At 73.4% G+C, this 18,388-nt stretch carries 22 protein-coding genes; 15 read left to right on the plus strand and 7 right to left on the minus strand.

Going from position 1 to position 18,388, the window contains the following annotated elements; genetic code table 11:
• Window positions 1-536: hypothetical protein (locus tag ACFUUZ_RS03080; protein WP_378691978.1), on the plus strand; the 536-nt coding region annotated here is incomplete at its 5' end.
• 33 nt (window positions 537-569) lie between these two features.
• Here the strand turns inward: ACFUUZ_RS03080 and ACFUUZ_RS03085 are convergent.
• Complete coding sequence (locus ACFUUZ_RS03085; protein ID WP_378691979.1) at window positions 570-1,406, minus strand: helix-turn-helix transcriptional regulator; 837 nt, start codon at window positions 1,404-1,406, stop codon at window positions 570-572.
• A gap of 127 nt (window positions 1,407-1,533) precedes the next feature.
• Between ACFUUZ_RS03085 and ACFUUZ_RS03090 the strand changes: the two genes are divergently transcribed.
• The 5 genes from ACFUUZ_RS03090 to ACFUUZ_RS03110 all read left to right on the plus strand — a co-directional run bounded on the left by ACFUUZ_RS03090 (window position 1,534) and on the right by ACFUUZ_RS03110 (window position 4,260).
• Window positions 1,534-2,478 (plus strand): SDR family oxidoreductase, encoded by a 945-nt coding sequence (locus ACFUUZ_RS03090; protein ID WP_378691981.1) that lies wholly within the window; start codon window positions 1,534-1,536, stop codon window positions 2,476-2,478.
• 61 nt (window positions 2,479-2,539) lie between these two features.
• Entirely contained in the window at window positions 2,540-2,824 is a 285-nt protein-coding gene (locus ACFUUZ_RS03095) for a hypothetical protein (protein ID WP_378691982.1), read from the plus strand.
• 85 nt (window positions 2,825-2,909) lie between these two features.
• The gene (locus ACFUUZ_RS03100; RefSeq protein WP_378691984.1) at window positions 2,910-3,269 is read left to right on the plus strand and encodes a DUF4345 family protein; all 360 of its coding nucleotides are present in this window, start codon (window positions 2,910-2,912) and stop codon (window positions 3,267-3,269) included.
• Window positions 3,270-3,283: 14 nt separating this feature from the next.
• Window positions 3,284-3,946 (plus strand): helix-turn-helix domain-containing protein, encoded by a 663-nt coding sequence (locus ACFUUZ_RS03105; protein WP_378691986.1) that lies wholly within the window; start codon window positions 3,284-3,286, stop codon window positions 3,944-3,946.
• The gene (locus ACFUUZ_RS03110) at window positions 3,943-4,260 is read left to right on the plus strand and encodes a hypothetical protein (RefSeq protein ID WP_378691988.1); all 318 of its coding nucleotides are present in this window, start codon (window positions 3,943-3,945) and stop codon (window positions 4,258-4,260) included. The genes ACFUUZ_RS03105 and ACFUUZ_RS03110 overlap by 4 nt, the downstream gene beginning before the upstream one ends.
• Here the strand turns inward: ACFUUZ_RS03110 and ACFUUZ_RS03115 are convergent.
• The gene (locus tag ACFUUZ_RS03115; RefSeq protein ID WP_378691990.1) at window positions 4,247-5,389 is read right to left on the minus strand and encodes a GDSL-type esterase/lipase family protein; all 1,143 of its coding nucleotides are present in this window, start codon (window positions 5,387-5,389) and stop codon (window positions 4,247-4,249) included. The two genes, ACFUUZ_RS03110 and ACFUUZ_RS03115, sit on opposite strands and share 14 nt — an antisense overlap.
• A 67-nt stretch (window positions 5,390-5,456) precedes the next feature.
• Here ACFUUZ_RS03115 and ligA point away from each other — a divergent pair, with 67 nt between their 5' ends.
• Window positions 5,457-7,448 (plus strand): NAD-dependent DNA ligase LigA, encoded by a 1,992-nt coding sequence (gene ligA / locus ACFUUZ_RS03120; protein ID WP_378691992.1) that lies wholly within the window; start codon window positions 5,457-5,459, stop codon window positions 7,446-7,448.
• 7 nt (window positions 7,449-7,455) lie between these two features.
• On the opposite strand, the gene ACFUUZ_RS03125 is transcribed toward ligA, so the two are convergent.
• The gene (locus ACFUUZ_RS03125; RefSeq protein WP_378692258.1) at window positions 7,456-7,755 is read right to left on the minus strand and encodes a hypothetical protein; all 300 of its coding nucleotides are present in this window, start codon (window positions 7,753-7,755) and stop codon (window positions 7,456-7,458) included.
• A 192-nt stretch (window positions 7,756-7,947) separates the two neighbouring features.
• On the opposite strand from ACFUUZ_RS03125, the gene ACFUUZ_RS03130 reads away from it, so the two are divergent.
• The 3 genes from ACFUUZ_RS03130 to ACFUUZ_RS03140 are packed head-to-tail and all read left to right on the plus strand — an operon-like array spanning window position 7,948 to window position 9,966.
• Window positions 7,948-9,132, plus strand: coding sequence for an LLM class flavin-dependent oxidoreductase (locus tag ACFUUZ_RS03130; RefSeq protein WP_378691994.1), 1,185 nt, complete (start codon window positions 7,948-7,950; stop codon window positions 9,130-9,132).
• A 13-nt stretch (window positions 9,133-9,145) separates the two neighbouring features.
• Window positions 9,146-9,631 carry a flavin reductase family protein gene (locus ACFUUZ_RS03135; RefSeq protein ID WP_378691996.1) on the plus strand — a complete coding sequence of 162 codons (486 nt, stop codon included), beginning with the start codon at window positions 9,146-9,148 and terminating at the stop codon, window positions 9,629-9,631.
• Entirely contained in the window at window positions 9,628-9,966 is a 339-nt protein-coding gene (locus ACFUUZ_RS03140; protein WP_378691998.1) for a hypothetical protein, read from the plus strand. Before ACFUUZ_RS03135 ends, ACFUUZ_RS03140 begins: the two co-directional genes overlap by 4 nt.
• Here the strand turns inward: ACFUUZ_RS03140 and ACFUUZ_RS03145 are convergent.
• Window positions 9,948-10,733: a response regulator transcription factor gene (locus tag ACFUUZ_RS03145; RefSeq protein ID WP_378692000.1), complete on the minus strand. Its 786-nt coding sequence runs from the start codon at window positions 10,731-10,733 to the stop codon at window positions 9,948-9,950. The two genes, ACFUUZ_RS03140 and ACFUUZ_RS03145, sit on opposite strands and share 19 nt — an antisense overlap.
• Before the next feature lie 63 nt (window positions 10,734-10,796).
• Window positions 10,797-11,357 (minus strand): hypothetical protein, encoded by a 561-nt coding sequence (locus ACFUUZ_RS03150; protein WP_378692002.1) that lies wholly within the window; start codon window positions 11,355-11,357, stop codon window positions 10,797-10,799.
• Between the two features lie 145 nt (window positions 11,358-11,502).
• On the opposite strand from ACFUUZ_RS03150, the gene ACFUUZ_RS03155 reads away from it, so the two are divergent.
• Window positions 11,503-12,450 (plus strand): DUF389 domain-containing protein, encoded by a 948-nt coding sequence (locus ACFUUZ_RS03155; protein WP_378692004.1) that lies wholly within the window; start codon window positions 11,503-11,505, stop codon window positions 12,448-12,450.
• 1 nt (window position 12,451) lies between these two features.
• Here the strand turns inward: ACFUUZ_RS03155 and nhaA are convergent, their stop codons facing one another.
• On the minus strand, window positions 12,452-13,717 hold the full coding sequence (gene nhaA, locus ACFUUZ_RS03160; RefSeq protein ID WP_378692006.1) for a Na+/H+ antiporter NhaA: 1,266 nt from the start codon (window positions 13,715-13,717) through the stop codon (window positions 12,452-12,454).
• 252 nt (window positions 13,718-13,969) lie between these two features.
• Window positions 13,970-14,719 carry an IclR family transcriptional regulator gene (locus tag ACFUUZ_RS03165; protein ID WP_378692007.1) on the minus strand — a complete coding sequence of 250 codons (750 nt, stop codon included), beginning with the start codon at window positions 14,717-14,719 and terminating at the stop codon, window positions 13,970-13,972.
• A 47-nt stretch (window positions 14,720-14,766) separates the two neighbouring features.
• Here ACFUUZ_RS03165 and ACFUUZ_RS03170 point away from each other — a divergent pair, with 47 nt between their 5' ends.
• Genes ACFUUZ_RS03170 through ACFUUZ_RS03185 form a run of 4 tightly spaced genes read left to right on the plus strand, consistent with a single transcriptional unit; the run spans window position 14,767 to window position 18,308 of the window.
• Window positions 14,767-15,576 carry a 2-keto-4-pentenoate hydratase gene (locus ACFUUZ_RS03170; RefSeq protein ID WP_378692009.1) on the plus strand — a complete coding sequence of 270 codons (810 nt, stop codon included), beginning with the start codon at window positions 14,767-14,769 and terminating at the stop codon, window positions 15,574-15,576.
• Window positions 15,573-16,520, plus strand: coding sequence for an acetaldehyde dehydrogenase (acetylating) (locus tag ACFUUZ_RS03175; RefSeq protein WP_378692011.1), 948 nt, complete (start codon window positions 15,573-15,575; stop codon window positions 16,518-16,520). Before ACFUUZ_RS03170 ends, ACFUUZ_RS03175 begins: the two co-directional genes overlap by 4 nt.
• Window positions 16,517-17,569 carry a 4-hydroxy-2-oxovalerate aldolase gene (gene dmpG, locus ACFUUZ_RS03180; protein WP_378692013.1) on the plus strand — a complete coding sequence of 351 codons (1,053 nt, stop codon included), beginning with the start codon at window positions 16,517-16,519 and terminating at the stop codon, window positions 17,567-17,569. The genes ACFUUZ_RS03175 and dmpG overlap by 4 nt, the downstream gene beginning before the upstream one ends.
• A 40-nt stretch (window positions 17,570-17,609) precedes the next feature.
• Window positions 17,610-18,308, plus strand: a complete 699-nt coding sequence (locus ACFUUZ_RS03185; protein WP_378692015.1) for a hypothetical protein — start codon at window positions 17,610-17,612, stop codon at window positions 18,306-18,308.
• Window positions 18,309-18,388 lie beyond the last annotated feature (80 nt).

An 18,388-nucleotide genomic window follows, 5' to 3' on the forward strand; every position in this document is an offset into this window, starting at 1 on the left:
AGGCCATCGCGCTCCGCCACCTCGCTGAGGCATTGACCGCCATAGATCCTGACCGGGCTGAAGCAACCGCTCGCACCATTGCCGACCCGTACGAGCAGAGTATCGCGCTCAGCGGGATCGCCGGAACGGTGGCCGCCATCGATTTTGACCGGGCTGAAGCAATCGCTCGTACTATCGCCGACCTGCACGAGCAAGGTATCGCGCTCAGCGGGATCGCCGAAACGGTGGCCGCCACCGATCCTGACCGGGCTGAAGCAATCGCTCGCACCATTGCCGACCCGTACGAGCAAGCCACCGCACTCACCAAGATCGCTGCCGCGATGGCTGTTCGACCCGTGTCAGTGGGTACATCTGCGCGTGCCATCCGACCTCCGACTCCCTCGGCACAGGAAAAGGTACTGCTCGCGTGCGCGTGGTCGATTTCTAAGTGGACGACTCCTGTAGCTGCTCTGGTAGCCGTTGACATAGCTGTCGCTCACGCTCTTGCGTCCGATGTTCTCGAAGAGGAGCCACCTCAGATCGTAGATGCGTCTTAGACCTCGGTAACTCGACGCACGAGGAGGAATCGGTTACATCACCTGGGTGCCGATCACGGCGAGCAGCTGGAGCTTCTCGTAGCTCTCGCTGCCGGGCGCGGCGGTGAAGACGAGCAGGTGGTGCCCGTGCTCGGGGTCGAGCAGGGTCTGGCAGTGCAGCTCCAGCGCACCGACCTCCGGGTGCACCAGCCGCTTCACCTGCGCGGGGCGGACGCCGATCTCGTGCGTCTCCCACAGCGCGCTGAACTCGGGGCTGGCGGCGAGCAGCAGCTCGGCGTAGTGCTCGGCGCGCGAGCCGGGGCCGCGGCGGGTGAGCACCTCGCGCAGCCCGGAGACGTAGACCCGGGAGAGGAAGGCGTGGTCGTCCGGGTGGTAGCGCCGCCTGGTCGCGGGGTCGGCGAACCAGCGGTAGCCGATGCTGCGCAGCGGGCCGGTGAGCCCGGCGGTGTCGCCGGTGAGCGCGACCCCGAGCGGGGTCTGCCGCAGCGTCTCGCCGAGCTCGGTGACGATCTCGGCGGGGGTGTCGTGCAGCCGGTCGAGGATCCGCAGCATGCCCGCGCCGATGTGCTCGCCGCCCGTGCCGCGCGCGGGCGAGTTGTGCCCGCCGAGCCGGAACAGGTGGTCGCGCTCGTCGAGGGTGAGGCGGAGGCCCTGCGCCATGGCGGCGAGCATCTGCACCGACGGCTGCGGGCCGCGCTCGCGCTCCAAACGCGCGTAGTAGTCGGTGGACATGTGGCAGAGCGCGGCCACCTCCTCGCGGCGCAGCCCGCTGGTTCGGCGGCGCGGCCCGCGCGGGAGCCCGACGTCCTCCGGCTGCAGCGCCGCCCGACGGCGGCGCAGGAACTCCGCCAGCCCGGTCCGGTCGATCATCGCGGGGCCTCCTCTCGTCCCGATTCGTTTCTACTGGCAGCCCGGGGTGCGAGCCACGGATCGGCGATCCCTGGATGAGCGCGGGCGGGTCGGCGACGGTGGAGGCACCCGACCCGAGGAGAACACCATGCCACGCAGAACCACCGACATCACCGTGCCGCCGCTGAGCGGCAAGCGCGCCGTCGTCACCGGCGGCAGCGACGGCATCGGGCTCGGCATCGCGACCAGGCTGGCCGCGGCGGGCGCCGAGGTCGTGCTCCCGGTGCGCAACGCGGGCAAGGGCGCGGCGGCCGCCGAGCGCATCCGCGCGGCGGTTCCCGGCGCCACGGTCGCGCTGCGAGAGCTGGAGCTGTCCTCGCTCACCTCGGTCGCGGCGCTCGGCCGGACCATGCGGGACGAGGGCGCCCCGATCCACCTGCTGATCAACAACGCGGGGGTGATGACCCCGCCGGAGCGGCAGTGCACCGCCGACGGCTTCGAGCTGCAGTTCGGCACCAACCACCTGAGCCACTTCGCCCTGGTCGCGGAGCTGCTCCCGCTGCTGCGGGCCGGGGGTGCGCGGGTCACCTCGCAGCTCAGCATCGCCGCGAACAGCGGGGCGATCAACTGGTCCGACCCGAACTGGGAGCGCTCCTACGACGGCATGCGCGCCTACCGGCAGTCCAAGATCGCGCTCGGGCTCTTCGGGCTCGAGCTGGACCGGCGCGGCCGGGCCGCGGGGTGGGGCATCAGCAGCAACCTCGCACACCCCGGCGTCGCCCCGACCAGCCTGCTCGCCGCCCGGCCGGAGGTCGGCCGCGCCGCGGACACCCCGCAGGTGCGGGTGATCCGGTGGCTCTCCCGGCGCGGCATCCTGCTCGGCACCGCCGAGACCGCCGGGCTGCCCGCGCTCTACGCCGCGACCGCCCCCGAGGCGGAGCCGGGCAGACTGTACGCGCCGTCCGGGCCGGGGCACCTGGGCGGCGCACCGGGGGAGCAGAAGCTCTTCTCCCCGCTGCGCGACGCCGCGGACGCCGAACGGCTCTGGCAACTCTCCGAGCAGCTCACCGGCGTCGCCTTCGCGGCCGCCTAGCATTCCGCGGCCGGGCGGAGCAGGGTGGAGGGTGCTCTGCCCCGCCGTGAAAGGATCCACCGTGTCCGGCCGAACCGAACCTCGCTCCGCGCTCACCCGCCTCGCGGTCGCAGGCCTCTGCGCCGCGGCCCCGCTCCTCGCGCTCGCCGCGCCGGCCACCGCCGCCCCCGAGCAGCGCACCGAGGCCCGCGCGCCCTTCGACTGCCGCCCCTGGGACGGCCCCACCCTGCCTGGAGCGAAGTGCTACCCGCACGAACGGCGCGACCGGCCGGAGGAGCAGCCGCACGACCGGGACCGGCCGCGGCCGAGCGACTACTTCGGCCCCGGGTGGTTCGGCAGCAGCTGAGCGCAGCACGTTCGCGGAAGCGGGCACGGGCGGGCGCCCGCGACGATGGCCGGGTGACCACACAGCACCCCGCGGGACCGGCACGATGAGAGTCGCCGTGATCGCCATCGCCGCCCTCGCTTTCGCCCTCATGGGGCTCGCCGCGCTCGCCGCCCCTGGCCGGATCGTGGCGCCGTTCGGCCTGCGCGCGGACACCCCGACGGCCAGGTCGGAGGTGCGCGCGGTCTACGGCGGCTTCGGCATCGCCATGGCCGGGCTGCTGGCCGCGGCCGCCGCCGGGGGAGCGCCCGCGGGCGCGGTGCTCGCGGCCGGGGTCGCCCTGCTCGGGATGGCGGCGGGGCGGCTGGTGTCCCGGCTGCTCGACAGCGCGGTGCCGTTCTACCCGGTGCACTGCTACCTGCTCATCGAACTCGGGGCGGGCGCGGCCCTGTGCGCGGTCGCCTGAGCGATGATGGCGGGGTGACGGCGTCCACGATCTGGCTGTGGCCGGGGCGGGCGGCCTACCTGGGCCCCTCGCTGCGGCTGAATGCGCACAGCACGGCCGTGCCCTGCTACGCCGTCGGCGTGGACGCGCCCTTCGACCTGACCGTCGGCGGGGTCCGGCGCCGGGTGCGCGGCGCGCGCATCCCGGCCCGCACGGTGCACCGGATCGAGGCCGGCGCCGGGCGGATGCTGTTCGACTACCGGATCGCCCGCACCCCCACCGACCCGCGCATCGCCGCGGTGCTGCGGGACCTGCTCGACGACCCGGCGGGAGCGCGGGGCGCGGCGGGCTGCGCGGCCGCGGCCGGGCTGTCGACCTCCCGCTTCCTGCACCTCTTCGGCGCGCAGACCGGCACCAGCTTCCGCCGCTACCGGCTCTGGGCCAGGATGCTGCGGGCCGGGCGCGGCATCGCCGCGGGCGGCGACCTGACCCGCGCCGCCGCGGACGCGGGCTTCGCCTCGCCCAGCCACTTCAGCGACAGTTTCCACGCGCTGTTCGGCCTCACCGCGTCCGCGCTGCTCGGCGCCGACAGCCGAATCGTGATCCGCGGCGAGCGGGGTGCCGTAACGCCGCGGGCCGGTGGCCCGACCCAGGGGAAGGGACCGGTCACATCACCGCTCGGAGGGAGCTCACCATGAAGCGTCCGATTCTCGCCACCCTGGTCGCGGGGGCAGCCATCGCCTGTGCCGGGGTGTCGCTGGCGCCCGCGGCGTCGGCCTACCCGGTCGGCCCGTGGAACGTCGAGGGGCCGTGCGTGGGCCAGGCGCCGCAGCAGTGCCCGATGAGCCCGTCCGCGGACGGCCTCACCTGGAGCTGGCGCGGCGACGCCTGGAACTACGACAAGACCGGCGCCTTCGTCTGCATGAACTCCAGCTTCTGGTGCGGCCCGCTCATGGGCGTGGTGCGCGCGCTGCCGCCGACCCCGATCGGCACCTGGCTCAACCCCTCCTGAACTCCGCCCGCGCCAGGTACTGCGCGAAGCGCGTGCCGACGAGGTGGTGCGTTGCGGTGTCGGGGTGCAGCCCGTCCGGCAGCGGATGGGTCTCGGCGTCGGCGGGGCCGTAGAGTTCGGTGCCGTCCAGGTGGTGCAGGTTCGGGTCGGCGCGCTGCGCGGCGATCTCGGCCAGCGCCGCCCGGACGGTGCGCAGGGTGAGCCTGCCGCGCGGGACGTCGGCCGGGTCGCCGGTGGCGATGAAGCGCGGCGTGCCTGCCGCGAGGCTCGCCGGGTCGAAGGCGCCGGGACCCGGGGTGTCCTCGTGGATGCCGCAGTACAGCGGGGAGACGAGCAGCAGCGGGGTGTCGGGGTGCCCGTCGCGGACGGTGTCGAGGAAGCCGTGCACGGCGGGCACGAAGGCGCGCAGCCGCATCGCGTCCCCGTTCACCACGTTGATACCGAGTTCGAGGCTGATCAGCTCGGCCGGTGCGTCCCGGATGGTGCGGGCCACGAACGGGTCGACCATGGCGTTCCCGCCGAACCCGAGGTTGCGCAGCCGCAGCCCGGCCGACCGCGCGGCCAGTACCGGCCAGATCTCGCTCGGCCCCGCCGCGTTCGAGCCCTGGCTGATCGAGCTGCCGTAGTTCACCCAGCGCCTGCCCGGCTCCGAAACCGCCGCGATCGGCGCGTCGGCGTCCAGCGCGACGAGCTCGACCGCCTCGTTGTGCGGCAGCCAGATCTCCACCAGCACGTCCCGGCCGGGCAGCCCGGTGATCGCGGTGCTGTGCGGCGGGCCGGAATGCGGGGTCGCCGCGCCGGTCGCCGGGTCGGTCTCGGTGTGGTCGCCGCCGGTGAGCTCGTCGCGCAGCACCACCTCCCCGTCGACGGCCACGTCGATCCGGCCGCGCGGGCGGGCCAGGCCGGTGTAGGTGAGCCGGGACGGGTGCGTGGTGAGCGTGAGCGCGGTGGCCGCGGTCCGGACGAGCAGCCGCACCCCGGAGGTCTGGGCCTGCATCAGCCCCAGGTACGGATCGGGGAATTGGCGGCGGGCCCAGCCGGGCAGCCGGTGCGGCCGGAGACCGCGCGGGGTCGCCTCCAGCTCGGCGGCGCCGTGCACGAGGTCGGGGGTGATCGGTGTGGGTGGCATCGCCTCCGGATTCTGCCCGGCGTGGTGGGGGCGGCTTCTGTCGGTCCCGCTGGGTAGGTTCTGGGGCGTGGAAGCCGGGGAACGAATCCAGGAGCTCGCCGATCGCATCGTGGCACTGCGCGATGCCTACTATCGGGGCTCGCCGCTGGTCGCCGATGCCGAGTACGACGTCGTCGAGGACGAGCTGCGGGCGCTGCTCGCCGAGCATCCGGAGCTGACGCCGGACCCGAACCCGCTCGAGCAGGTCGGGGCGCCCGCCGTGCTGCACGCCCCGGTCCGGCACTCGCGGCCCATGCTGTCGCTGGAGAAGGCGACCAAGCCCGAGCAGGTGGCGGCGTTCTTCGACCGGTTCCCCGGCCAGCCGGTGGCGGTGATGCCCAAGCTGGACGGGCTCTCGCTGGCGCTGGTCTACGAGAACGGCGCGCTGCTGCGCGCGGTCACCCGCGGGGACGGGACCACCGGCGACGACGTGACGCCGCTGGTGCAGGCGCTGGTGGACGGGGTGCCGGAGCGGATCGATGTGCCGGGGCGGGTGGAGGTGCGCGGGGAGGCGGTGATGCTGCGGACGACGTTCCTGGCCTACAACACCGCGCACCCGGACAAGCCGCTGATCAACCCGCGCAATGCCGCCGCGGGGACGTTGCGCGCGAAGGACCCGGCCACCGTCGCCGAGCGGCGGCTGCAGTTCTTCGGTTTCGACCTCGACACCTCCGAGGGCGGTGCCGCCGCCGACCTGGGCGAGGGGCTGGCCGCGATCGGGGTGGCGGGCGCGGCCATGCAGGTGTGCGCCGACGCCGCCGCGGCGCAGGCGGCGATCACCGCGATCGAGCAGGGCCGCAACGACCTCGACTACGACCTGGACGGTGCGGTGCTGCGCCTGGCCGACCGCAGTGCCTACGCCGCGGCGGGCACCCGGTCCAACTCCCCGCGCGGGGCGCTGGCCTTCAAGTTCGCCGCGGAGGAGAAGACGACGCTGCTCAACGAGGTGATCTGGGATGTCGGCAAGACCGGCAAGATCGTCCCGGTGGCGTGGCTGGAGCCGGTGTTCGTGGGCGGGACCACGGTGACCAAGGCGACGCTGGCCAACCAGGAGGTGATCCGGGCCCGCGACATCAAGGTCGGTGACACCGTGCTGGTCCGCCGGGCGGGCGACGTGATCCCGTTCGTCGCAGGGGTATTGGACGCAACAAAGCGGACCGGCGAGGAGACCGACATCGAGGTCCCCACCGCGTGTCCGTCGTGCGCGCAGCCGGTGCTCGAGCAGGGCAACAGCCGGGAGTTGTTCTGCACCAACGCCGCCTGTCCCGCGCAGACCGTGCGCCGGTTGATCCACTGGGCCTCGCGGGCGTCGGCCGATATCGATGCCATCGGGCAGAAGTGGATCGAGCGGCTCGCCGAGGCGGGGATCCTGGAGAACCCGTCGGACTTCTACACCCTGACCAAGGAGCGGCTGCTCGAATTCGACCGGGTCGGTGAGGTCTCCGCGACCAGGATGATCGAATCGATCGACCGCAGCCGCCAGGTCGGGCTGCGCCGCGCGCTGATCGGGTTGGCGATCCCGATGGCCTCGGACGGGACCGCGGCCCGACTGGCGCGCTCGGGGTTCGGGTCGCTGGAGGAGGTCGCCGACGCGGGCGAGGAGCGCCTGGTGGCGGTCGAGGACATCGGCCCGAAGGTGGCCGCCTCGCTGGTCGAGCACCTGACCCGGCTGCGCCCCGAACTCGAACGGCTCCGCGAGCGCGGCGTGAACCTCGACGTGCGACCGGAAGACCTACCGCCGGTGGTCGCGGCGGGCGCGCCGCTCGCGGGGAAGACCGTGGTGATCACCGGCGCGATCAGCGACCCGCGCTCGGGGGAGAAGGTGGCCCGCCCGACCTTCCAGCGGCACTGCGAGAAGGCCGGGGCCACGACCGCGTCCTCGGTCTCGGCCAGTACCGACATGCTCGTCACCGGCGCGGGGGTCGGGGACAGCAAGCTGGCCAAGGCCGAGAAGCTCGGCGTCGAGGTGGTCGATCAGGGCGTGATCTGGGAGCTGCTGATCGCCGCCAAGGTGGTCTGACCCGGGGTCAGTGCTCGTCGTAGTGGCCGTCGTGGGCCGCGTGCCTGCACCCGTCGTGCACGTAGTCCACGTGGTCGCCGTGCGGCACCGCGACGTGGCCGCAGCCCGCGCCGTGCTGGTGCTCGTGCGCGTCGTGGGTGTGGTGCCCGGACGGCTCGCACTCGTCGAAGTGCCCGTCGTGGGCGCGGTGCAGGTGGCCGTCGTGCACGAAGTCGATGTGGTCGCCGTGCGGGACGGCGACGTGGCCGCAGCCCTCGCCGTGCGCGTGCGTGTGGTCGGCGTGCTCCTGGTGGGTGGCGGCTGTCATGGCATCCTCCGGATCGGTGAGCAGGTCGTATGTTCGTGTGCGCATACCTTATCGCGAGAAATTGCTGACCGTTAGCGAATAGGCGCGTCGACGTGCCGCGCATTGTCTACTTTCGCGGACTGTCCCGGCCCGTGGCGTGGCTCATACCGTTGCCTGTGTTGTCGCTGCCGTCACACACAGAGGAGTGGAACGATGAGCCGCTTGAAGTTCGGCATCTTCCTCGCGCCGATCCACCGGCCGGGCCAGAACCCCACGCTGCTGCTGCAGCGCGACCTCGAGCTGGTCGACTACCTGGAGCGGCTGGGGTACGACGAGGCCTGGTTCGGCGAGCACCACTCGGCGGGCGCGGAGATATACGCCTCCCCGGAGATCATGATCGCCGCGGCGGGGGAGCGCACCAGCCGGATCAAGCTCGGCACCGGCGTCACCTCGGTCTCGTACCACAACCCCCTCTGGGCGGCCGAGCGGATGGTCATGCTGGACCACCTGACCCGCGGCCGGGTGCTCTTCGGGCTCGGCCCCGGCTCGCTGCCCACCGACGCCGCCATGCTCGACCTCTCGCAGATCGACACCCGCGAGCTGCTGGCCGAGAACACCGAGATCATCGTGCGGCTGCTGCGCGGTGAGACGGTGAGCGCCAAGACTCGCACGCACACCCTGGTGGACGCCAAGATCCAGATGGCGCCGTACTCGGACCCGCTCTTCGACATCGTGGTCGCCGCCATCGCCTCGCCCACCGGCGCCAGGCTGGCGGGCAAGCACGGCCTCGGGCTGCTCTCCATCGCCGCCACGCTGACCGCCGACGGCTTCAGCGCGCTGCAGCACCACTGGGGGATGCTCGAGGAGTTCGCCGCGCAGGCCGGGCGCGCCGCCGAGGTGGACCGCTCCACCTGGCGGCTGGTCGGCCCGTTCCACCTGGCCGAGACGAAGGAGCAGGCGTACCGGGAGGTCGAGCACGGGATCGAGTACTGGTTCAACTACCTGCAGCACGTCGCCGCCTTCCCGCAGATGGATGTCAGGGGCGAGAACAAGCGCGAGATGATCGACTTCATCAACGAGTCCGGCATCGGCGTGATCGGCACCGCCGAGGAGGCGCGGGCGCAGGTGCAGCGGCTGATCGACCAGTCCGGCGGCTTCGGCACGCTGCTCGTGCAGGGCCACGACTGGGCCGACCCGCAGGCGACGCGGCGCTCCTTCGAGCTGTTCGCGCAGGACGTCATGCCCTGGTTCCAGGGGCAGGCGCAGCCCATGGTGGATGCCGCCGCGCGCGCCGAGGCGGTGCGCGAGGGGCAGGCCGCCGCGCACCGCGAGGCGGTCGCGCACATGACGAAGAAGTACGAGGCCGAGCTGGGACGGCCCGCCGCCGAGCGCGGCTGAGCGGGGCGCGACCATGTCGGCCACCGCCGTCGCCGAGTCCTTCCGTGCGGTGCTCGGGCACTTCTGCTCCGGGGTGGTGATCGTGACCGCGTGCGATGCCGCGGGCACCCCGACCGGGATGACGGTCGGCTCGTTCACCTCGATCTCGCTGGAGCCGCCGCTGGTCGGCTTCTACGCGGCGCACACCTCGTCCACCCTGCCCGGCATCCTCGCGGCCGAGCGCTTCTGTGCCAATGTGTTGGCCGCGGAGCAGCACGAATTGGCCCGCGCCTTCGCGGCGCGCGGCGCGGACCGCTTCGCGGGCGTCGACTGGGCGCCGGGGCCGAACGGGGCGCCGCGGCTCACCGGCGCGCACGCCTGGATCGACTGCCGGGTCGCCGAGCGCAGGGCGATCGGCGACCACGACCTGGTGGTCGGCGCGGTCGAGGCGCTCGCCGCGCCCGGCGGCTCCGAGCCGCTGGTCTTCCACCGGGCCCGCTTCCACGGGCTGCGCGGATGACCGCCGGGTTCGGTGCCCTGTTCGAGCGGGTCACCGTGCTGCACAACAGCGCCGACTGGCAGGCGAGCGCCGCGGAGTTCACCGCGGTGCTCGGCGAACCGACCTTCAGCGACGGCAGCTCGTGGGCCGCCTTCGCCGGGGTCAGCCTCGGCGACGAGGCCGCGCTGCCGCCCTGGTGCCTGCTGGCCCGCACCGCCGACCTGGACCGGGTGGCGGCGCGCGCGGTCGAGATCGGCTGGTCGGTGGGGCCGCAGCTGACCGGCGGGCACGAGCTGCGGCGGGTGCTCACCGCCCCGAGCGGGCTGGTGGTGATCGCCTACCTGCCGCTGCGCTGACCACCGGGCAGCCCGGCGCGCAGCACCGCGGTGGCCAGCTCCGCGCGGTTGCGGTGCCCGGTGCTGCCGAAGATCCGGCTGACGTACTTCTTCACCGACAGCTCGGAGAGCGAGAGCCGCGCCGCGATCTCCGCGTTGCTCAGGCCGTCGCTGACCAGCTGCGCCACCTCGATCTGCCGCGGGGTCAGCGCGGCGAAGGGGTCGGCGGGCGGCGCCGCGGCGCCCGCGCGGATCGCCGTGGTGCCTGCCCGCAGTTGCCTGGCCAGCAGCCGGATGGCCAGCAGGTCGGTGTCGTCCCACGGCCGGATCAGGTCGAACATGCCGACCAGCGCCTCGCCGTCGGCCAGCCGCAGGTGCAGCGCCGACGCGGTGTGCATGTCGTTCGGCCGCAGGTAGTCGACCACGTAGGAGCGCTGCGGCCCGGGCAGCCTGGCCAGCTCGGACAGGGTGACGAAGCCGGACCCGGCCAGCGCGCGCCTGGCCCGCGGCAGCGCGAAGAGGTCCTTGTCCCGCCACTTCTCCCGGTAGACCGGGAGCAGCCGCGCGGTCGCGCCGCCGAGCAGCGGCGCCGGGTCGGCGAAGATCTCCGGGTAGGTCGGGCCGTGGAAGAAGGTCACGTCGCGGACGCCGAAGTGGGTGGCGATCGACTCGGTGAGCGCCTCCTTGAAGGACTGCCCGCCCGCCGAGTCCGCGCAGGTGTCCAGCACCGACAGCACGCCGAGCAGCTGGGTGCGCGAGAGCCGGTCGTGCCAGGACCGCGTCGTCATGTTCACCACCTCGCCGACGATAGTACTGCGTGGGCGCCCGCAGTATCTGTCGTCGGGTGCGGCTCAGCGGACCACGCTGAGCCGGTTGCCCGGTTCGTCCGCGAGACCGTCCAGCCAGCGCAGCGCGGCGGGCCAGCCGTGGCTGCGGGCGCTCTGCTGCAGCAGCCGCAGCGCGGGCAGGGTGAACTCGCCGCCGTGCGGGCCGAGGCCGAGCAAACCGGCGGCGCGGGTCTGCCAGTGCGCGGGCGCGGCCTCCGGGTAGCCGATCTGCTCGGCGGCCATCTGGGCGACGATCGCCTCGGGCAGCCGCACCCGGGCGGGGTCGCGGTCCAGCCAGGCGAGCGCGCCGAGCGCTCGCCCGCGGGCGGTGTGGTGGTGCTCGAAGCCGAGCGCCGTTCCGGTGATCCGCGGCTCCAGCGCGCTGAATTCGGTGACCAATGCGCGCATCTGGGTCACGGTCGGGCCGTCGGTCCAGACCAGCGTGGTGACGGCGACCGCGCTGCTGCCGTCGTGCGGGCCGTCCCTGCGGGCCAGCACCGGGCAGCACGCGAACTCCGCGAGCCGCTCCGCCCAGAGTGCCGCGGGTCGCTCGTCCGTCCGCCGGGCGCCATCGCCGTCCACCATGCCTCCGCTCGTACGACCCGATGCAGCACACTGTTGGCAAACATGTCGGCGGTGGCGAGTTCCGTGTTACGACGGGTGCGTCCGGCCCGCCGCGCCGGTAGATTCTGCGCCGGCCCGCGTGGGCCGGATTCAGGAGGGAGCCGTCGTGCTGCACCTGCGCATCATCACTCCGGCAGCCTCGACCGACGCGGTGCTCGCGGCGCTCGAGGCCGACCCCGGCGTCACCCACCTGTCGCTGCTGCGCGGCGCCGCGCTGGCCCCGGCGGGCGACCTGGTGCAGGCCGACGTGGCCCGCGAGGCCGCCAATACCGTGCTGGCCGGGCTGGAGCGGCTCGGGCTGGCGCAGACCGGCGCCATCACGCTGGTGCCGCTGGAGACGGTGCTCTCCGCGGCGGCCGAGCGCGCGGACGCCGAAGCGCCCGGCGAGCCCACCGACGCCGTGGTGTGGGAGGAGCTGCTGGCCCGCACGCACGAGGAGTCGACGCTGAGCGCCTCGTTCGTCGCCTTCCTGACCATCGCCTGCCTGCTCGCCGCGGTCGGGGTGGCCACCGATTCGGCGGTCACCATCGTCGGCGCCATGGTGGTCGGCCCGGAGTTCGGGCCGCTCGCCGCGTTCGCGGTGGGCGCGGTGCGCCGGGACCGGGCGCTGGTGCGGCGCTCGGCGCTCCCGCTGCTGGTCGGGTTCCCGGTGGCGATGGCGATCACCTTGGCGGCGACGCTGTGCTGGGAGCAGTTCGGCTGGATCACGCTGACCGGGTTCGAGGCGGCGCAGAACGTCGACTTCATCTACCAGGTCGGGCCGTTCTCGCTGGTGGTCGCGGTACTCGCGGGCGGGGCCGGGATGCTGGCGCTCTGCACCGCGAAGTCGGCGGCGCTGGTCGGGGTGTTCATCTCGGTGACGACGGTGCCCGCGGCCGGGTTCGCGGTGGTCGCGAGCACGATCGGGGAGTGGCACCTGGCGCTCATGTCGATCGGGCAGCTGGCGCTCAACCTGATCGGGATCGTCGTCGCCGGGATCGCGGTGCTCTACCTCGGGCCGCACGACGGCGACGGGCGCTGGCGGCTGTCCAGGCTGCTCCGCCTCCGGCGCTGACTCAGGGCTGCTGGTAGATGTCCGGGATGCCGTCGTGGTCGGCGTCCACCTGCTCGCGCTCGGCGATCCGGCGGTAGGCGCGGTTGCGGGCGGTGAGCACGACCGCGGCCAGCAGCGCGGCGACGAGCGTGCCGAGGAAGACCCCGATGCGGGCGTGGTCGGCGGTGGTCGGTTCGTCGTAGGCGAGTTCGGCGATGAGCAGCGAGACGGTGAAGCCGATACCGGCGAGCAGCCCGAGGCCGAGCACGTCCCACCAGGTCAGGTCGGTATCGAGGCGGGAGCGGGTGAAGGTGGCGAGCAGGTAGGTGGTCGCCACGATGCCGATCACCTTGCCGAGCACCAGCCCGGCGACCACGCCCAGGGTGACCGTGTCGCGCAGCGCGGCGGTGAAGGCGCTCGCGCCGCCCAGGTGCACGCCCGCGGCGAAGAACGCGAAGACCGGGACGGCGAAGCCGGCCGAGAGCGGGCGGAGGCGGTGCTCGAGCCGCTCGGCCGGGCCGGGGGTGTCCGGATCGCGGGCGAGGACCGGGACCGCCAGCCCGAGCAGCACCCCGGCCACCGTGGCGTGCACGCCGGACTGGTGCACCAGCCACCAGGTGAGCACGGCGGGGAGCAGCAGCACCCAACCGGGCAGGCGCCGCCGGGCCGCGAGGAGGAACACCGCCAGCGGAACGACGGCCGCGGCGAGGTAGCCGAGGTGCAGGTCGTCGGTGTAGAAGACGGCGATGACGGTGACGGCGAGCAGGTCGTCGACGACGGCGAGGGTGAGCAGGAAGGTGCGCAGCGCGCTGGGCAGGTGCGCGCCGAGCAGGGCGAGCACCGCGAGCGCGAAGGCGATGTCGGTCGCGGTCGGCACCGCCCAGCCCGCGAGCGCGCCGCCGCCGGTGCGCGCGTTCACCGCGACGAAGATCAGCGCGGGCACGATCATCCCGCCGACCGCGGCCAGGATGGGCAGCGCCGCGCGGCGCGGATCGCGCAGGTCGCCCGCGACGAACTCGCGTTTGAGCTCCAGCCCGACCACGAAGAAGAAGATCGCCAGCAGGCCGTCGGCGGCCCAGGTGTGCAGGCTCAGGTCGAGGTGCAGCGCCGCCGGGCCGACCGTGAACTCGCGCAGTGCTTCGTACCCGTGCCACCACGGGCTGTTCGCCCAGACCAGGCCGATGATCGCGGCGGCGACCAAGAGCAGCCCGCCCGCGGTCTCGGTGCGCAGGATCGCGGCCAAGCGCTGGGCTTCGGCCCAGGAGCCGGGGCGGAGCAGGCTCGGCACGGCGGGTCCCTTCGTCGCAGAACCCGACCCGCTCCGGGCCGGGTGCCGACCAGACTTCCCGGCACACCGGGGGCTACTCTGCCGGACCGCGCGGTCCGCGGGCAAATGCGGCACACCGCCCGACCCGGCAGCCGGTGTGCTCGGGCCATCGGTACTCCTCGGACGGCGCGGGGTGCGTGCCCGGTGCTGCCGGACCGCGCCGTCGAGCACCGAGCGGTCGTCGCCGACGGGCGCCGGTAGCCCGGGACGCGATCAGAGCTCTGCCGTCGGCCCCTTGGAGAGCACCCGGCCCAGCGCGAGCGCGGCGGTGCGGACGGCGGGGGCGAGCAGCTCGGGGGCGAAATCGCCGGTCGGCACCGAGACCGAGAGCGCGGCGACCGGCTGCCCGGCCTGCAGCACCGGCGCGGCCACGCAGCAGCAGCCGAGCGCGGACTCCTCGCGCTCGACGGCGACGCCGGTGCGCCGCACCGCGTCCAGCTGCACGGCCAGCCGCCCCGGGTCGGTGACCGAGTTGGCGGTGTAGCTGCGCGGCGCGGCCAGCGCGGCGGCCCGCACCTCCGGCGTCTCCGGCGCCAGCAGCGCCTTGCCGACCGCGGTGCAGGTGAGCGGGAGCCTGCCGCCGATCTGCGAGGGCAGCGGCAGCGCGGCGTGGCCGTGGATCTTCTCCACGTACACCGCGTCCAGCCCGTCCCGGACCGCCAGGTGCACCGTCTGCCCGGTCACCGCGAACAGATCCTGCATGAAGGGCAGCGCCGCCGAGCGCAGCCGGTACTTGAGCCCGACCCGCTCACCCAGCTCGAACAGCCCGAGCCCGAGCTCGAAGCGGCTGCCGGTGCGGGCCAGCCAGCCCAGCTCGACCAGCCCGGTCAGCACCCGGTGCGCGGTCGAGCGCGGCAGCCCGGTGCGCGCCGCCACCTCGGCCAGGGTGAGCGCGGTGCCACCGGGGAACGCGTCGAGCACCAGCGCCGACCGCTGCAGCAGCGACAGGTTGTCCCGTTTCATGGGACAGATCCTATTCACGGCCGCCGGGCGGGCCTACCGTTCGAACCATGACAACGGTGGAACCCCAGACGATCGAGGCGGCCGCCGCGCGGCTCGCCGCGGCCGCCGCGACCGGCATTCCCTGCGCCCCGATCCGCGACCTGATCGCCCCCGACGACCTGGCGTCGGCCTACGCCATCCAGCAGCGCAACCTCGCCGCACTGCTCGCGGGCGGCCGCACCGTGATCGGCCGCAAGATCGGGCTGACCTCGCCCGCGGTGCAGCGCCAGCTCGGCGTCGAGCAGCCCGACTTCGGCGTGCTGCTCGACGACTTCGACTGCACCGGCGATGCCGCGGTGGACATCAATCGGCTGCTGCAACCGCGGGTCGAGGCGGAGATCGCCTTCACCCTGGCCGCCGACATCACCGCGCCGATCACCGCCGCCGAGGCGCCGCGCTACGTGCGCACCGTGCATGCCGCGCTGGAGATCGTGGACAGCCGCGTCGCGAACTGGGACATCAAGTTCGCCGACACCGTCGCCGACAACGCCTCCTCCGGGCTCTATGTGCTCGGCGACTCGCTGCCGCTCGCCGAGGCCCCCGACCTGGACCAGGTCACCATGGTGCTCACCTCCGGCGGCGAACAGATCTCCGCAGGCCGCGGCACCGACTGCCTCGGCAGCCCGTGGGCGGCGCTGGCCTGGCTGGCGAACACCGCCCGTGAGTTCGGCTCCCCGCTGCGCGCGGGCGAGATCGTGCTCTCCGGCGCGCTCGGCCCGCTGGCCTCGGTCGCCCCCGGCGGCACCTACCACGCCGAACTCACCGGAATCGGCAGCGTCACCGCCACCTTCACCACTCGGGAAAGCAGGACAGCATGAGCCGCATCAAGGCCGCGGTCATCGGGTCGGGCAATATCGGCACCGACCTGATGATCAAACTCCTCCGCGTCGCGAAGCACGTCGAGATCGCCGTGCTGGTCGGCATCGACCCGGAATCCGACGGCCTGGCCCGGGCCCGCAGGCTCGGCGTCGCCACCGTCGACAACGGGGTCGAGGGGCTGATCGCGCACCCGCTCTTCGACGAGATCCAGATCGTCTTCGACTCCACCTCCGCCAAGGCGCACCTGGCCAATGTCGAGGCGCTGCGCCCGCACGGCAAGCGGATCATCGACCTCACCCCCGCCGCGGTCGGCCCCTTCGTGGTGCCGACGGTCAACCTCGACGAGCACCTCGCGGAGCCGATCGTGAACATGGTGACCTGCGGCGGCCAGGCCACCATCCCGATCGTGGCCGCGGTGGCCGCGGTGACCGACGTGCACTACGCCGAGATCGTGGCCTCCATCGCCTCGAAGTCGGCCGGGCCGGGCACCCGCGCCAATATCGACGAGTTCACCGAGACCACCTCGGAGGCGATCGTGAAGGTGGGCGGTGCCGCGCACGGCAAGGCCATCATCGTGCTCAACCCCGCCGAGCCGCCGCTGATCATGCGCGACACCGTGCTCACGCTGGTCTCCGACCCGGACCAGGAGGCGATCCGGGAGTCGGTGCGCAACACCGTCGCCGCCGTCGCGCAGTACGTGCCCGGCTACCGGCTCAAGCAGGAGGTGCAGTTCACCAAGCTGGACGACGCCGAGCCGGTCACCACGCTCACCGGCGGCGTCGACAAGGGCCCGGGGCTGTGGAAGGTCTCGGTCTTCCTCGAGGTCGAGGGCGCCGCGCACTACCTGCCCGCCTACGCGGGCAACCTCGACATCATGACCTCCGCCGCCCTGCAGGTCGCGGAGCAGATCGCCGACACCATGCTCGCGGAGGCAGTTCGATGACCGAGACCACCCGCCCCAGCGCCGCCGACGGCGCCGCGCTCTACATCCAGGACGTCACGCTGCGCGACGGCATGCACGCCATGCGGCACCGGATCAGCCCGGAGAACGTCGCCAGGGTCGCCGCCGCGCTGGACGCCGCGGGCGTGGACGCCATCGAGGTCACGCACGGCGACGGCCTCGCCGGGCACAGCCTCACCTACGGCCCCGGCAGCAATACCGACTGGGAGTGGATCGAGGCCGCCGCCGAGGTGGTGCACCGGGCCAAGCTGACCACCCTGCTGCTGCCCGGCGTCGGCACCGTGGTCGAGCTGAAGCGCGCCTTCGAGATGGGCGTCACCTCGGTGCGCGTGGCCACGCACTGCACCGAGGCCGACGTCGCCGCCCAGCACATCGGCACCGCCCGCGAACTCGGCATGGACGTCAGCGGCTTCCTCATGATGTCGCACCTGGCCGAGCCCGCCGCGCTGGCGCAGCAGGCCAAGCTCATGGAGTCCTACGGCGCGCACTGCGTCTACGTCACCGACTCCGGCGGGCGGCTCACCATGAACGGGGTCCGCGACCGGGTGCGCGCCTACCGCGACATCCTGGACCCCGGCACCCAGATCGGCATCCACGCGCACCAGAACCTCTCGCTCTCGGTGGCGAACTCGGTGGTCGCGGTCGAGGAGGGCGTGATCCGGGTGGACGCCTCGCTGGCCGGGCACGGCGCGGGCGCGGGCAACTGCCCGATCGAGCCCTTCGTCGCGGTCGCCGACCACTCCGGCTGGAAGCACGGCTGCGACCTGTTCGCGCTGCAGGACGCCGCCGACGACATCGTGCGCCCGCTGCAGGACCGCCCGGTCCAGGTCGACCGGGAGACGCTGACGCTCGGCTACGCCGGGGTCTACTCCAGCTTCCTGCGGCACGCCGAGGCCGCCGCCAAGCAGTACGGCCTCGACACCCGCCAGATCCTGCTGGCGGTCGGGGAGCGGCGCCTCGTCGGCGGCCAGGAGGACCTGATCACCGACATTGCCCTGGACCTTATTGCTAGTGAAAATCATTCTCGTTAGTCTGAGCGGGCTCGTTCCGCTCGACCGATGAGGATGAAACATGTTGCGAAGGACCTTTGCCGCCCCCGCGCTCGCGCTCGCTGTGCTCGGCGTCGTGCCGGGCACGGCGCTCGCCGACCCCGGGCAGGCGGCCGGGGCCGTCACATTCGAGGCCCGTGCCACCGAGACCTCGTCGATCGTCGAGATCGGCTCGGGCGCGCTGGAGGTGGCGGACGGGGTCCTGAAGATCGTCTCGCCGGAGGGGGTGACGGTGGCGGGTACGCCGCTCACCTTCCGGCTGGACGACTTCGAGTTCCCGATCGCGGCCGAGATCTCCGGCCGCACCGCGGTGCTCACGCCGCAGCTGGCGCCGGAGCGCGCGGTGTACAAGCCGGTCGCGCTGCCGTACGAGGACAAGGCGCCGTGGAAGTCCGAGTACGACCGTGAGCAGGCGGCGTGGTCCCGGATGACCAGCACGATCAGCATGGGCGCCACCATCGGCACCCTGGTCGGCGGGCTGACCGGGGCCGCCGCGGGCTGCGTGCTCGGCGGCATCGCCGGGGCGACGGTGGCCTCGGCGACCATCGTCGGGCTCTTCGGGCCCTTCGTGCCCGCGGCGGCGGTGGGGTGCATCGGCGGAGTGATCGCGATCGGCGCGCTCGGCACGGTCGCGGGCCAGATCCTGGTCACCGCGCCCGCCGCCATCGGGGCGGCGATCCAGTACTTCAGCACCATCAACGCGCCGTACCCCGCCAAGTAGCGGTGCGGGGCCGGCCCAGGGAGGGCCGGCCCCGGTCACGGGGCAGCGCCGCGCCGGGCCGCCGCCGGTCCGGTGGGCCG

It is taken from the genome of Nocardia sp. NPDC057353, assembly GCF_042667085.1.
Lineage (GTDB): Bacteria > Actinomycetota > Actinomycetes > Mycobacteriales > Mycobacteriaceae > Nocardia.

Excerpts from the sequence above, each read along its gene's own strand:
- ACFUUZ_RS03085 (WP_378691979.1), bottom strand. The coding sequence starts at position 1,406 with ATGATCGACCGGACCGGGCTGGCGGAGTTCCTGCGCCGCCGTCGGGCG.
- ACFUUZ_RS03090 (WP_378691981.1), top strand. The coding sequence starts at position 1,534 with ATGCCACGCAGAACCACCGACATCACCGTGCCGCCGCTGAGCGGCAAG.
- ACFUUZ_RS03100 (WP_378691984.1), top strand. The coding sequence starts at position 2,910 with ATGAGAGTCGCCGTGATCGCCATCGCCGCCCTCGCTTTCGCCCTCATG.
- ACFUUZ_RS03110 (WP_378691988.1), top strand. The coding sequence starts at position 3,943 with ATGAAGCGTCCGATTCTCGCCACCCTGGTCGCGGGGGCAGCCATCGCC.
- ACFUUZ_RS03115 (WP_378691990.1), bottom strand. The coding sequence starts at position 5,389 with ATGCCACCCACACCGATCACCCCCGACCTCGTGCACGGCGCCGCCGAG.
- ACFUUZ_RS03125 (WP_378692258.1), bottom strand. The coding sequence starts at position 7,755 with ATGACAGCCGCCACCCACCAGGAGCACGCCGACCACACGCACGCGCAC.
- ACFUUZ_RS03130 (WP_378691994.1), top strand. The coding sequence starts at position 7,948 with ATGAGCCGCTTGAAGTTCGGCATCTTCCTCGCGCCGATCCACCGGCCG.
- ACFUUZ_RS03135 (WP_378691996.1), top strand. The coding sequence starts at position 9,146 with ATGTCGGCCACCGCCGTCGCCGAGTCCTTCCGTGCGGTGCTCGGGCAC.
- ACFUUZ_RS03140 (WP_378691998.1), top strand. The coding sequence starts at position 9,628 with ATGACCGCCGGGTTCGGTGCCCTGTTCGAGCGGGTCACCGTGCTGCAC.
- ACFUUZ_RS03145 (WP_378692000.1), bottom strand. The coding sequence starts at position 10,733 with ATGACGACGCGGTCCTGGCACGACCGGCTCTCGCGCACCCAGCTGCTC.
- ACFUUZ_RS03150 (WP_378692002.1), bottom strand. The coding sequence starts at position 11,357 with ATGGTGGACGGCGATGGCGCCCGGCGGACGGACGAGCGACCCGCGGCA.
- ACFUUZ_RS03165 (WP_378692007.1), bottom strand. The coding sequence starts at position 14,719 with ATGAAACGGGACAACCTGTCGCTGCTGCAGCGGTCGGCGCTGGTGCTC.
- ACFUUZ_RS03170 (WP_378692009.1), top strand. The coding sequence starts at position 14,767 with ATGACAACGGTGGAACCCCAGACGATCGAGGCGGCCGCCGCGCGGCTC.
- ACFUUZ_RS03175 (WP_378692011.1), top strand. The coding sequence starts at position 15,573 with ATGAGCCGCATCAAGGCCGCGGTCATCGGGTCGGGCAATATCGGCACC.
- dmpG (WP_378692013.1), top strand. The coding sequence starts at position 16,517 with ATGACCGAGACCACCCGCCCCAGCGCCGCCGACGGCGCCGCGCTCTAC.
- ACFUUZ_RS03185 (WP_378692015.1), top strand. The coding sequence starts at position 17,610 with ATGTTGCGAAGGACCTTTGCCGCCCCCGCGCTCGCGCTCGCTGTGCTC.